The sequence below is a fragment of the Pantoea sp. BL1 genome (assembly GCF_000963985.1).
GTDB classification, from domain to species: domain Bacteria; phylum Pseudomonadota; class Gammaproteobacteria; order Enterobacterales; family Enterobacteriaceae; genus Pantoea; species Pantoea rwandensis_B.
Window position 1 is genome coordinate 1 of the sequence record NZ_JZRH01000036.1, and the last position, 12,731, is coordinate 12,731.

11 protein-coding genes and 1 riboswitch are annotated in these 12,731 nt (G+C 53.1%); of the genes, 2 read left to right on the plus strand and 9 right to left on the minus strand.

Translation table 11 applies throughout. The annotated features are described in order from the left end of the window. Positions 1 to 247 precede the first annotated feature (247 nt). Together murI and btuB are read right to left on the minus strand one after the other, a co-directional pair. Positions 248 to 1,099, minus strand: a complete 852-nt coding sequence (gene murI / locus VH86_RS17060; protein ID WP_045833616.1) for a glutamate racemase — start codon at positions 1,097 to 1,099, stop codon at positions 248 to 250. Then, positions 1,044 to 2,921: a TonB-dependent vitamin B12 receptor BtuB gene (gene btuB / locus VH86_RS17065; RefSeq protein ID WP_045833617.1), complete on the minus strand. Its 1,878-nt coding sequence runs from the start codon at positions 2,919 to 2,921 to the stop codon at positions 1,044 to 1,046. Before btuB ends, murI begins: the two co-directional genes overlap by 56 nt. 69 nt (positions 2,922 to 2,990) lie before the next feature. Beyond that, a riboswitch (cobalamin riboswitch) is annotated at positions 2,991 to 3,173 on the minus strand. A gap of 111 nt (positions 3,174 to 3,284) precedes the next feature. Here btuB and trmA point away from each other — a divergent pair. Continuing rightward, the gene (gene trmA / locus VH86_RS17070; RefSeq protein ID WP_045815694.1) at positions 3,285 to 4,388 is read left to right on the plus strand and encodes a tRNA (uridine(54)-C5)-methyltransferase TrmA; all 1,104 of its coding nucleotides are present in this window, start codon (positions 3,285 to 3,287) and stop codon (positions 4,386 to 4,388) included. Between the two features lie 36 nt (positions 4,389 to 4,424). Here trmA and VH86_RS17075 read toward each other — a convergent pair whose 3' ends face one another. Together VH86_RS17075 and fabR are read right to left on the minus strand one after the other, a co-directional pair. Next, positions 4,425 to 4,781 carry a YijD family membrane protein gene (locus tag VH86_RS17075; protein WP_034823705.1) on the minus strand — a complete coding sequence of 119 codons (357 nt, stop codon included), beginning with the start codon at positions 4,779 to 4,781 and terminating at the stop codon, positions 4,425 to 4,427. Between the two features lie 18 nt (positions 4,782 to 4,799). Beyond that, the gene (fabR, locus tag VH86_RS17080) at positions 4,800 to 5,444 is read right to left on the minus strand and encodes an HTH-type transcriptional repressor FabR (protein ID WP_034823706.1); all 645 of its coding nucleotides are present in this window, start codon (positions 5,442 to 5,444) and stop codon (positions 4,800 to 4,802) included. Between the two features lie 194 nt (positions 5,445 to 5,638). Here fabR and sthA point away from each other — a divergent pair, with 194 nt between their 5' ends. Then, positions 5,639 to 7,039, plus strand: coding sequence for a Si-specific NAD(P)(+) transhydrogenase (gene sthA, locus VH86_RS17085; protein ID WP_038644114.1), 1,401 nt, complete (start codon positions 5,639 to 5,641; stop codon positions 7,037 to 7,039). On the opposite strand, the gene oxyR is transcribed toward sthA, so the two are convergent. The 5 genes from oxyR to argC form a co-directional block, all read right to left on the minus strand. Further along, positions 7,022 to 7,939: a DNA-binding transcriptional regulator OxyR gene (gene oxyR / locus VH86_RS17090; protein ID WP_034823715.1), complete on the minus strand. Its 918-nt coding sequence runs from the start codon at positions 7,937 to 7,939 to the stop codon at positions 7,022 to 7,024. The genes sthA and oxyR overlap by 18 nt on opposite strands. A gap of 264 nt (positions 7,940 to 8,203) precedes the next feature. Next, a complete protein-coding gene (gene argH, locus VH86_RS17095) occupies positions 8,204 to 9,577 on the minus strand; it encodes an argininosuccinate lyase (protein ID WP_045833618.1) in 1,374 nt (457 codons plus the stop codon). A gap of 76 nt (positions 9,578 to 9,653) precedes the next feature. Then, a complete protein-coding gene (locus VH86_RS17100) occupies positions 9,654 to 10,871 on the minus strand; it encodes an argininosuccinate synthase (protein ID WP_038644110.1) in 1,218 nt (405 codons plus the stop codon). 15 nt (positions 10,872 to 10,886) lie between these two features. Next, on the minus strand, positions 10,887 to 11,660 hold the full coding sequence (gene argB, locus VH86_RS17105; RefSeq protein ID WP_038644108.1) for an acetylglutamate kinase: 774 nt from the start codon (positions 11,658 to 11,660) through the stop codon (positions 10,887 to 10,889). Between the two features lie 15 nt (positions 11,661 to 11,675). Next, on the minus strand, positions 11,676 to 12,680 hold the full coding sequence (gene argC, locus VH86_RS17110; protein WP_045815742.1) for an N-acetyl-gamma-glutamyl-phosphate reductase: 1,005 nt from the start codon (positions 12,678 to 12,680) through the stop codon (positions 11,676 to 11,678). Between the last annotated feature and the right edge of the window lie 51 nt (positions 12,681 to 12,731).

Here is a 12,731-nt window from a genome sequence, read left to right on the forward strand (position 1 = left end):
AAATTGTTAAAGAGCAGTGCCGCGATTTCTCAAGCGGCGCGGGAAGCGTATATTACGCTTTCCGCATTCTCAGTCAAGCATTTATTTTTGCTTTTCTGAAGGTTGCCTTGAAGGCCACCTCCTGAACACTTCGCTTCGTAAGCCGTTGTTCCGTGTCAGTGGAGGCGCAGTATAGGGATTTCTTTTTGGCTGACAAGCGCTAAATGCAAATTAAATTCTGAGTGCTGTTTTTTTCGTCGAAACCCCACTAAATCGCCAGTTTTTCCAGCAATGGAAAGCCATAACGCCGTAGAACCGGTGATAATTGCACCGCCTCCTCATCCATCAGCGTGCAGAATGCCATATTCTGACCAGAAGAAACGGCGTGCGGCGCTTCATGTTCTAATAACCATACTGTGCGGCGTGCAATGGCTGCACCGGAATCCACTAACCGCGTGCCTTCAGGCAGTACCATTTGCAGCTCGTCACGCAATAGAGGGAAGTGCGTACATCCCAGAACGACAGTGTCAGGTGGCTCTTTCATGCGAAGCCAGGGTTGCACAGCATGGCGCACATCAGAGAGTGCCACCTCTTCACCATGCAGTTTCGCTTCCGCCAGCTCTACCAGTTCAGCAGAACCCAGCATTTCAATTTTGCACTCGCGCGCAAACTGCGCCACCAGCTCATGAGTATAAGGACGTTTTACCGTGCCGCGTGTTGCCAGTAATCCCACGACACCATTACGCGTGAGACGAGCGGCAGGTTTAATCGCCGGCACAACCCCCACAACAGGAAACTCGAATCGCTCACGCAGTGCAGGTAAAGAAACGGTGCTGGCCGAGTTACAGGCAATAATGACTAATGCCAGCGGGAAGCGTTTTGTCATCGCCTCAACCACAGCAACCACACGCTCGACAATAAAGTCTTCGGTTTTTTCACCGTAAGGGAAACCTTCATTATCAAAGGCGTATAAATAGTGAAGATCCGGCAATAACTGCCGGACCTCATCATAGACGGAGAGCCCACCGACGCCGGAGTCAAACACCAGCACGGTGGGACGCAAATCAGAAGCTGTAGCTGGCGCTGAGGTAATACTCCGTTCCTGGAGTTGGATAGCCATACACTGTCTCGTAGTCTTTATCGAACAGGTTGGCAATTCTACCACGAACGGTGAGTTGTGATGTGACCGGATACGAGACTGCGAGATCCCACAAGCTTACACCGCCTAATTTAATACGTTGTGCAGTATAGGAGTGGTTGTAATCGGTATCGTAGCGATCGCCAAGGTAGTGATATGTCACAGACCAATCGAAGTCATAGAGAGTCCAATCAAGCTGGTACTTAACCTGTTGTTTGGCACGGCGTACGAGTTGCTGGTTAGTCGCTGCATCACGTGCGTCAACATAATCGTAAGAGATTTGATGGCTTAATGGGCCCGTATCAAATGATGCCGTGGCTTCAACGCCCTTAATACGCGCTTTATCAATGTTGTAATAAATATAGGTGGATGGGTCGCTATCGATCAGGTTGTCGATATCATTACGGTAACCAGAAACACGCCAGTTAACCGGACCTGTAAGCCCCTCAAAGCCCCCCTCCCATTGCTTACTCTGCTCGGGTTTCAGATCGCTATTACCATAGGAGCCATACAATTGCCCGAGCTGTGGCGACTTGTAAGCGGTTGCGTAGCTGGCGAACACGCTATAGCCGTCAACAAATTCCCAAGATGTCCCCGTCTGCCAGGTGGTATGCCAACCGAATTGGCTATTGTCATCACCACGCACTGCACCTTCAACGGTTACGTCGCCAAACTTTTGCTGAGTGGTGGCATAAATACCGGTGTCACGCAGTTCAGTGCTATTGGTTACATAAGCAGTGCCCGGTTCCGTAGTCTGTTTCTGCCAGTCTACGCCACCACTGACCGTGCCTTGGCCTAATTGCAGCGTGTTACCCCACTGCAGATTGTACTGTTTACTATCATCAAGCGTGGTGGCTGGGCCATATCGGCCGACACGTGGATCATAGTTATAGTCTTTACTGCGGCTATAGCTGGCAATTAACTGAGTTGAATAGATGTCATGGTTGAATCGCAGCCCGGTATCCCAGGTCTGGCTGTAGAGTTGGCGTGTATCAGCTAATCCCAGGAGATTGAAACTACTGTCATAGCTATAGGTACCATCATAAGCCGTGCGATTATCAAAACCATAACCACGCACAAAGCCACTCAGTTCATCACTAAACTGATGCTCCAGTGAACCGTATATCGATTTACTCATAAAACCATCGCGATCTTTCTGCGCGGGATCGCCGTAAACGTCAGGCAAGTTGGCCACCACGTCGTAACCCCTGGTGTAGGTATAATTACCCGCCATGGTGAGTTTTGTGGCATCGCCCAGCATTTGCTGCGTGGAACCATCGTAACTTTGGTAGCCATTGGAACCGACACCCGCCGTCAACGTGGTACCTGCTTTATCGCGGCCGGTAATAATGTTCACCACCCCGCCAATCGCATCCGAACCATAAACCGCTGAACGCGCGCCACGGATATATTCAATGCGCTGCACCAGTGACAGCGGTATCTGGCTCAGGTCAGATGAACCAGAAATACCCGCCTGATTGAGACGAATACCGTCAATCAGCACCAGCACATGGCTGGAGTTGGTACCGCGAATGAACATTGAGCTGGATTGACCAAGGCCACCGTTCTGCGCGATATCCACGCCCGGTAAACGGCGCATCACATCAGTCAGGCTTTTTGCCTGCCAGCGATCGATTTCTTCACGGGTGACAACGGTGGTTGGCGCCAGCACCGATGAAACCGGCTGGGCGAAACGGTTAGCGGTGACGATTTGCGTATCATCATCCTGAGCGTAGCCATACGCAGCCCAGAGTGAAAGCGCCGTTGCACTGAAGGCACACAGCGTAGTTTTGCTTTTATTCATTGTTGTAAGCATCCAAAAGACGAAGCAGGATGCCGCAGGCCTACAACCGATAGCACGCGATGGTTGTAGTGATTGCGACGACACACCGGCAGGTCTTCGGGCTAAGAATCATAAATGGTGAAAAACTTCCCATCCCGCAGGACAGTGTTTGTCGATACCATCACCATGACATTCTTTTACCGCTGCGCGTCAGCTCCAGATTCACACTGGATTCCCTTTTAACTCAAGGAGGCCGGCTGTCGCAGTCTACGGTTAAGCAGGCCGCGAATCCAGACTGCTCGCCATCATCTTTTCACAGAACTGGACATCAGCAGGTGAATGCCTACAATCGCCCGGCAAGCAGGCTTATTACCAGGATGAACGATGACACCCGAACAACTCCCAATTGAACAATACGACGCGCAACTGGCGGAAAAAGTCAGCCGTTTACAGGCGATGATGGTGCCCTTTGCCGCGCCTGACGTGGAGGTGTTCCGCTCACCGGTCAGCCACTATCGTATGCGCGCCGAATTCCGCATCTGGCATGATGGCGACGATCTGTATCACATCATCTTTGATCAAGAGACCAAGCAGCGCATCCGTGTGGATCAATTCCCAGCGGCGAGCGAATTGATCAATCAGTTGATGCCAAAACTGATCGACGCGATCCGTGATAACCCGGTGCTGCGTTTCAAGCTGTTCCAGATCGACTACCTGTCGACCATGAGCAATCAGATTGTGATCTCGCTGCTTTACCACCGCAAGCTGGAAGCGGAGTGGACAGAAGCCGCCACGATACTGCGTGACAAGCTGCGTGCCGAAGGGATTGATGTGCAGCTGATTGGTCGTGCGACCAAAACCAAAATCTGCCTCGATCGCGATTACGTTGATGAATGCCTGCCTGTAGCGGGCAAAGAGATGATTTACCGTCAGGTAGAGAACAGCTTCACTCAGCCTAATGCGGCGATGAACATTCAGATGCTGGAATGGGCGCTGGATGTGACCAAAGGTTCGCGTGGTGACCTACTGGAACTTTACTGTGGCAACGGCAACTTCTCATTGGCGCTGGCGCGTAACTTCCATCGTGTACTGGCAACCGAGATCGCCAAGCCATCTGTGGCCTCAGCGCAGTACAACATTGCCGCCAACCATATCGATAACGTGCAGATTATCCGCATGGCGGCGGAAGAGTTTACGCAGGCGATGAATGGCGTACGCAGCTTTAATCGTTTGGAAGGGATCGACCTGAAGAGCTATCAGTGCGAGACCATCTTTGTCGACCCACCACGCAGTGGACTCGATGAGGAAACGGTGAAGATGGTGCAGGCGTATCCGCGCATTCTTTATATCTCCTGCAATCCGCAAACCCTGTGCGATAACCTCGCCACACTAGGTCAAACACATGACGTGTCGCGGCTGGCGCTGTTTGACCAGTTCCCCTACACCCATCATATGGAATGCGGTGTCTGGCTCACGCGTAAAGCGTAAAACAAAACGGGAACCCTGCGGTTCCCGTTGTTGCATTTAGCTCTTGTTCCTGGCGCGGCGGAAGCGCGTGGCAATCCAGAACACCAGTGCCACCATCAGGATGGTCGGAATGAAGTTGGAACCGATATCCGGATATTCAGCGCGAACCAGCGCGCTGTACACCAAAATACCCAATAGGAAAAACGCCGCAGCCAGTGAAGGCATGCCATCGGGCATGTTGCGGTTAAGGTAACGCTGATGCAGACACCAGGCCGCGAGGCCAAGGGCGATCAGCGGAAATATCGAAAAAGGCACAAACGTACTGAACAGCACCGAAAAGGAGCCGTTGATCGCTAAACCGGTGATAAAAGCCAGTAACAGGGTTCCTTTATCGCGAGGGTTTTGCTCAATCATTTCATTATCCTTATCACATTACTCTTCGGGTTTTTCCAGGGTAACCGCCAGACGTTCCTGCTCCCGGCGATACCAGTAATAAGCGCCTTTAGCGATCATACGCAATTGCAGCACCAGGCGATCTTCCAGCTTGCGACGCTGTTCGATATCCACATCCAGCGCTTCCGCACCGGCGCTGAACACGATTGTCACCATGGCTTCGGCTTGCGCTTCGGTAAAGCTGCGCGGCATGCGATTTTCCAGCTCAAGGTAATCAGCGAGCTCAGCAATAAAGTGCTGAATCTCTCGCGCAACTGCGGCACGGAACGCGGCCGATGTTCCGGAGCGCTCGCGTAGTAAGAGACGAAAAGCGTTGGGATTGTTCCCGATAAATTCCATAAATGTGGAAACGGAGGTCTTGATGATGCTGCCTCCTTTGGCAATGCGCTGGCGTGCCTGACGCATCAACTGGCGTAACATCAGGCCGCTTTCGTCGACCATGGTCAGACCCAGTTCATCCACATCTTTAAAGTGACGATAAAACGAGGTCGGTGCAATCCCGGCTTCACGCGCAACTTCACGCAAACTCAGGCTGGCAAAACTCCTTTCTGCACTTAACTGACTGAAGGCTGCTTCAATCAGCGTACGTCTTGTACGTTCTTTCTGTTGCGCCCTGACGCCCATTTTCCCGGCCTTTTGAGTGATCTGGAAGGCACTATAACAAACTTTTCAGCGTACAGTGGCGCAAAGTTTGTGACCGCCTGTGTACCTCACGCTTTGTCAAAACTGGGGATTTTTCGCTGTTAGAATTCAGATGTGCGCGGTGAGATGTTAGAATCTCGTTGTAAAAATGTGATAGAAAAATAGGACGTACTGGTATGCAAAAGTCTTACGATTACGATGCCATTGTGATTGGCTCAGGTCCAGGCGGCGAAGGTGCGGCAATGGGCCTGGTGAAGCAGGGAGCGCGCATTGCAGTGATCGAACGCTACCATAATATCGGCGGCGGTTGTACTCACTGGGGGACCATCCCCTCCAAAGCTCTACGTCACGCTGTCAGCCGTATTATCGAGTTCAATCAAAACCCTCTTTATAGCGATCACACCCGACTCCTGCGCTCCTCATTTGCTGACATTCTGAATCACACCGAAAACGTTATCAGTCAGCAAACGGCCATGCGGCAGGGATTTTACGAACGCAACCGTTGTGAGATTTATCAGGGCGATGCCCATTTTGTTGATGCCAACACTATCGAAGTTGAACAGCCCGATGGCACCCGCGAACGCCTAACCGCAGAAAAATTCGTGATTGCGTGCGGTTCACGTCCTTATCATCCTGCCGACGTCGACTTTACGCACCCACGCATTTACGACTCCGACTCCATCCTCAACCTGCATCATGAACCTGGCCATGTGATCATCTACGGTGCCGGTGTGATTGGTTGTGAATACGCGTCGATTTTCCGTGGCCTGAACGTCAAAGTTGATTTGATTAACACGCGCGATCGTTTGCTGGCGTTCCTCGATCAGGAAATGTCAGATTCGCTCTCCTACCACTTCTGGAACAGCGGCGTGGTGATTCGTCACAACGAAGAGTTTGAGAAGATTGAAGGTGTGAGTGACGGCGTGATCATGCACCTGAAGTCAGGCAAAAAAGTGAAAGCGGACTGCCTGCTGTACGCTAACGGTCGTACCGGTAACACGGATTCACTGGCGCTGGAAAATGTCGGGTTAGAAGCCGATGGTCGTGGTCTGCTGAAAGTGAATAGCATGTACCAGACTGCGCAACCGCACATCTATGCCGTTGGCGACGTGATTGGTTACCCGAGTCTGGCTTCCGCCGCTTACGATCAGGGCCGTATTGCCGCGCAGGCGATCATTAAAGGTGAAGCCACTGCACATCTGATCGAAGATATTCCCACCGGGATTTATACCATTCCGGAGATCAGCTCAGTGGGTAAAACCGAGCAGCAGTTAACCGCGATGAAAGTGCCTTACGAAGTGGGTCGTGCGCAGTTTAAACATCTGGCTCGTGCGCAGATTGTGGGGATGCACGTGGGCAGCCTGAAGATTCTGTTCCATCGTGAAACCAAAGAGATTTTGGGCATTCACTGCTTTGGCGAGCGTGCAGCAGAAATTATTCACATCGGGCAAGCCATCATGGAGCAGAAGAACGGCGGCAACACGATTGAGTATTTCGTGAATACCACCTTCAACTATCCGACAATGGCCGAGGCCTATCGCGTTGCGGCGCTCAACGGCTTAAACCGCCTGTTTTAACGACGTATCCAGATAACCCTGCATATGGGTTTTGATTGCTTCTGCCAGCTGCTCATAGCGGCTGCGCAGAGGTGATCCTGGACGATATACCAGAGCAATCGTGCGTTGTGGCACCGGCTTGTAGCACGGCAAATAGCACACGCCATCTCGCACACGCTCATTCGGCACCGCCAGCGATGGCAGCAAAGTAATGCCGCTTCCTGCCGCGACCATGTTGCGTAGCGTTTCCAGGCTGGTTGCGCGGAAATGGGTATCTTCATCCGCACCGGCTTCAAAGCAGAAGCCCATGGCTTGATCACGTAAGCAGTGGCCATCTTCCAGCATCAGCAGCTTTTCACCCGCCAGATCCGACATCGGCACACGATCGCGATCGTGCCATGGATGATCCTTGTAGATCGCCAGCTTCATCGGCTCGTCAAACAGCGGCACCTCAATAAAGGCTTCGCTCTCTTTCACTAGCGCCAGAATGGCACAATCCAGTTTACCGCTATCGAGCTGTGCCAGCAGTTGCTGCGTCTGCGCTTCATGCAGGTACATTTCGAGTTTGGGGAAAGTCTGGTGCAGCATTGGGATGATTTGCGGCAACAAATACGGGCCCGTTGTCGGAATCAGGCCAATATGCAGCGGACCGGACATCGCCTCGCCCTGCTGACTCGCCATTTCCTTCAGCACTTTCACTTCGCGCAGCACGGTTCGCGCCTGATCCACCAGCAACAATCCAGCCTGGGTAAATAATACCTTCCGGCTGGTTCGCTCCAGCAGCATCACACCGAGCTCATCTTCCAGCTTACGAATCTGCCCGCTTAAGGTAGGTTGGCTGACATGACAAGCATCAGCTGCACGCCGGAAATGGCGATGCTCCGCAAGCGAAACCAGATACTCCAGATCACGAATGTTCATTGATTTCCTCCAAACCACGATAGCCCGTGGCGATAGATAGAATAGCAATGAACGATTAGCCCTATCAAGCGATGAACAGGAATAATACCGGCCATAGCAAGCAATGTTGAAAATGAAGTTGAGATGACATCGAGCATCACCTGCGATGAGCTCGAAAAATCATAGTGTTGGCCGGGAGTGCCAGCCCTTGATGATGTGCCTATAACAATATGTATTTCTGAAGCTAGAGGTTGGCGGGCTACCGAAAAGGAGCCCGCTCTTTTTTTATGCCAAACGCTTTTTCGCTTCAGCGATGGCAAATGCGACTTGCTGAGGCGACACACCGCCCTGTGCATTACGCTTGTCGAGGCAGGATTGCAGCGACAGAATCGGATAGACGTCATCCTCAATCACCGCACTGAACTGCTTCAATTGCGCCAGGCTTAACGCTTCCAGCGCCACGCCCTGCTTGATCGCTTCAACCACGGTTTCACCGACAATGTGGTGCGCTTCACGGAACGGAACGCCTTTGGCCACCAGATAGTCCGCCAGTTCAGTGGAGTTGGCGTAACCCTGCTCGGCCGCTTCCTGACAACGTGGGCGTTTCACCTGAATGCCGTCCAGCACCAGTATCGACATGTGCAGACAATCAACCCAGGTATCGAGTGCATCGAACAGGCCTTCTTTGTCTTCCTGCATGTCTTTGTTGTAGGCGAGCGGCAAGCCTTTCAGTGTCATCATCATGCCGGTCAGTGCGCCTTGTACACGGCCACATTTGCCGCGAATCAGTTCCAGTGCATCCGGGTTCTTTTTCTGCGGCATCAGTGATGAGCCTGACGTCACTTTGTCAGACAGCTCAAGGAAGCCCGCTTCGCCAGTGTTGAAGAAAATCAGGTCTTCTGCGAAACGTGAAAGGTGAATCATGCCGATTGATGCATCCGACAACAGCTCCAGCACGTGGTCACGATCAGACACGGTATCGAGGCTGTTGCGTGTGGCAGATGCGAAGCCTAACCAACCCGCCAGCTGCTGGCGATCGATTTCATACGCGGTACCGGCCAGTGCGCCACAGCCCAGCGGGCTCACGTCTAAGCGCTTCAGCGTATCCTGCAGACGGCTTTCATCACGCGCCAGCATTTCTACATAGGCGAGGCACCAGTGTGCAAAAGTCACCGGCTGCGCGCGCTGCAGGTGCGTATAGCCTGGCATCACCGCGTCCTGATTAGCTTCGGCGGTGGCAACGAGGGCAGATTGTAATTCGCGCGTGGCGTCCAGCAACACCGCGACCTGCTCTTTGCACCACAGTTTCAGATCGGTAGCCACCTGGTCATTACGGCTACGGCCGGTGTGCAGTTTTTTGCCCAAGGCACCCACTTTGTCGATCAGCTTGCCCTCGACCCAACTATGGATATCTTCGGCATCGCTTTGCAGAATCTGTTCTGGATTGGCGCGCACTTCTGCCAGCAGTTCATTCAATGCGACGTCCAGTTGCTGCTGCTCTTCGCTGCTCAGCACATTGACGGTGACCAGCGCTTTAGACCACGCTATTGAACCGGTGATGTCCTGCTCCGCCAGACGATAGTCAAAACGCAGTGAGTCATTAAACTGTTTGAACCGTTGGTCTGCTGCCTGCGAAAAACGTCCGCCCCAAAGTGCCATCTCTCATACTCCTGAATTCTGTTAAAGAAAGGGCGGCCCGAAGCCGCCCTTGCAAAATGTGTTATCTGCTGCGGTGTTACTTCTTCTGCTCGTTCAGTGCACGAATGCGTGAAGAGAGAGAGAACAGACGGATGAAGCCGCCCGCGTGGCTGTGATCGTATACTTCGTCTTCGCCGAAGGTGGCGAACTCTTCAGAGTACAGGCTGTTCGCCGAGGTTTTCTGAATCGCAGTGGCGTGGCCTTTATACAGCTGCAGGACCACTTCGCCATTCACCTCTTCTGCCAGGGATTCGGCAGCAGCCTGGATAGATTTACGCAGCGGCGCAAACCAGCGGCCATCGTAAACCACGTATGACATTTCGTGGCCCAGCTGCTCACGCCATTTGAAGCTATCACGATCCAGTACCAGCTGCTCAACCGCACGCAGCGCGTTGACCATAATGGTGCCGCCAGGGGTTTCATAGCAGCCACGAGATTTGATACCGACCAGACGGTTTTCCACGATGTCGATACGACCCACACCGTGTTTTGCGCCCAGCACGTTCAGTTTTTCCAGACACTGGAACGGGCTCAGCTTCTCGCCATTTACCGCCACCACACGACCTTTCTCAACGGTCACGGTGACGTTCTCTGGCTGATCTGGCGCTTCCAGTGGGTCAACGGTCCACACCCAGCAATCTTTGTTCGGTGCATTCGCTGGGCTTTCCAGCACGCCACCTTCAGTAGAGATGTGCCACGCGTTCTCATCACGGCTGTAGATTTTTTCCAGTGATGCCGTAGTTGGGATGTTACGCACTTTCAGGTAATCCAGCAGCGCTTCACGTGAACGCAGATCCCACTCACGCCATGGCGCAACCACTTTCAGCTGTGGCGCCAGTGCGGTGTAGGTGGTTTCGAAACGCACCTGGTCGTTACCTTTACCGGTCGCACCGTGGCAAAGTGCGTCTGCACCCACTTTCAGCGCCAGTTCAACCTGCGCTTTCGCGATGATAGGACGAGCCATTGAGGTGCCCAGCAGGTAAGTGCCTTCGTACAGCGCACCGGTTTGCAGCACGGGATAAACGTATTCACTGATGAACTCTTCACGCAGGTCAGCAACGTGACACTCAGATGCACCAGACTGCAGCGCCTTCTTCTCAACGCCTTCCAGATCGGCTGGGTCCTGGCCAATGTTGGCCACGAATGCCACCACTTCACAACCGCCGTAGTTCTCTTTCAACCATGGAATGATGGCCGAAGTATCCAGACCACCAGAATAGGCCAGAACGATTTTTTTGATGTTTTGCGTGCTCATGTCTTAAATCCTTGATTATGCGAGAATCCGGGTGCCAATCGACACGCCGTTGAAAAGGGTTGGCAGCTGTTCAGCATGGCGCCAGCTGGCGATATCAACCGGACGACCTAAAGTACGTGCGGCATCGAGTGCCGCGTTCACTTTAACGATCATGCCATCAGTAATAATGCCCTGATCGATCAGCTGCTGTGCTTTCTCGGCCGTCATCTCTTCGATGCGTTGACCTTTGCCATCGAGAATACCGCTGACATCTGAAAGCAGTACTAAATCAGCACCAATGGTCGCAGCCAGCGCGGTCGCCGCCTGGTCAGCGTTGACGTTCATCAGATCGCCGCCGTCAGTAATACCGATGGAGCTGATCACCGGCATATAGCCCGCGCTCAACAAGGTATTTACCAGCGCTGGATTACCTGGCGTCGCGTTGCCCACATGGCCAAGTTCCTCGTCGAACTGCGCCACGTTCACCAGCCCCGCATCACCGAGGCATAAGCCAACGGCACCAATGCCATACTTCTTCGCCCAGGCCAGCAAGGTCTTGTTCGCTGTACCCGCCAGGGCACCAGTAATAATGTCAATCTGATCGGCTGGCGTCACGCGCAAACCGTTCTTCTTTTTCACTGGCAGAGCGAGCTTCTTCATCAGCTCGTCAACCAGGCAGCCGCCGCCGTGCACAATGATCAGCGGACGCTGATGTTCATTGCGGTAGGCCAGCAGCGCATCAAACAAGCGGGCCAGCGCTTCTTCGCTATCCAGCAGCACGCCGCCCAGTTTAATGATTAATGGATTCATGGCAGTTTCCGTCCGTTAAATCAGTGACAGCGTTTCGGGGAAGCCGAAACGAATGTTTAAGCATTGAACCGCCTGCGAAGAGGCGCCTTTCAACAGGTTATCTTCGGCAGCCACCACAATCAGATGTTCGCCTTGCATGGCAAAACCGATATCGCAGAACGGTAAACCAACGACTGCTTTCAGCGCCGGCACACCTTTTTCATACACGCGAACCAAGGGTTTGTCGTGATACGCCTTATGGAAGGCATCCGCCACATCCTGCTGCGTCACGCCTGCTTTCAGGCGGCAGGTGGTGGTCGAAAGAATTCCGCGCGGGAAGCTGCCCAGATGCGGGGTGAAGATCACGGGCGTACCGAGGTGTGCCACGATTTCAGGATGATGACGATGGTTGAACAAGCCATACGGCTGCAGGCTCACTTCGCAGAAGCTGGTGCCGACGTTGGCTTTACGCCCCGCCCCGCTCACACCACTGGTAGCATTGATCACCGGCCATTGTGCATCGTTAAGCAGTCCCGCTTCGACCAGTGGTTTTAACGACAGCTGCGCCGCCGTGGGATAACAACCGGGTACCGCCACCAGCTGCGCATCTTTGATTTTTTCATGCTGCCATTCGGCCAGGCCGTATACGGCTTTATCCAGCCAATCCTGATGCTGATGGCTGAAACCATAATATTGAGTATAGAAAGCATCATCGTTGACACGGAACGCACCGGAAAGGTCGAACACCACACAGCCTGCTTTGAGGAATTCGGGTGCCAGATCGTGGCTGACTTCATGCGCGGTCGCGAGGAATACCACATCGACTTTGTCTGCCCACTCGGAAGCCTCACTCAGCGGCTGCAGCGGCAAATCGACAATGCCTTTCAGCTGCGGATGCAGATCGGAGAGTAATTTTCCGGCGTCCGGGCTTTGCGCTGAAACCGCCAAAGCGGTTATGTTCATATGCGGATGGCGATTCAGGTAAGTGGCAAGCTCTACGCCAGCATAACCACTGGCACCAACGATCAGCGTATTCAACATCAGGCTGTAACCCTTTTTACAGTCACTCATTCCGGGTCGCGGCTTTGCCCC

Coding starts and splice junctions, on each gene's coding strand:
- trmA (WP_045815694.1), top strand. CDS start 3,285: ATGACACCCGAACAACTCCCAATTGAACAATACGACGCGCAACTGGCG.
- btuB (WP_045833617.1), bottom strand. CDS start 2,921: ATGAATAAAAGCAAAACTACGCTGTGTGCCTTCAGTGCAACGGCGCTT.
- murI (WP_045833616.1), bottom strand. CDS start 1,099: ATGGCTATCCAACTCCAGGAACGGAGTATTACCTCAGCGCCAGCTACA.
- argB (WP_038644108.1), bottom strand. CDS start 11,660: ATGAATCCATTAATCATTAAACTGGGCGGCGTGCTGCTGGATAGCGAA.
- argC (WP_045815742.1), bottom strand. CDS start 12,680: ATGTTGAATACGCTGATCGTTGGTGCCAGTGGTTATGCTGGCGTAGAG.
- VH86_RS17100 (WP_038644110.1), bottom strand. CDS start 10,871: ATGAGCACGCAAAACATCAAAAAAATCGTTCTGGCCTATTCTGGTGGT.
- oxyR (WP_034823715.1), bottom strand. CDS start 7,939: ATGAACATTCGTGATCTGGAGTATCTGGTTTCGCTTGCGGAGCATCGC.
- sthA (WP_038644114.1), top strand. CDS start 5,639: ATGCAAAAGTCTTACGATTACGATGCCATTGTGATTGGCTCAGGTCCA.
- VH86_RS17075 (WP_034823705.1), bottom strand. CDS start 4,781: ATGATTGAGCAAAACCCTCGCGATAAAGGAACCCTGTTACTGGCTTTT.
- argH (WP_045833618.1), bottom strand. CDS start 9,577: ATGGCACTTTGGGGCGGACGTTTTTCGCAGGCAGCAGACCAACGGTTC.
- fabR (WP_034823706.1), bottom strand. CDS start 5,444: ATGGGCGTCAGGGCGCAACAGAAAGAACGTACAAGACGTACGCTGATT.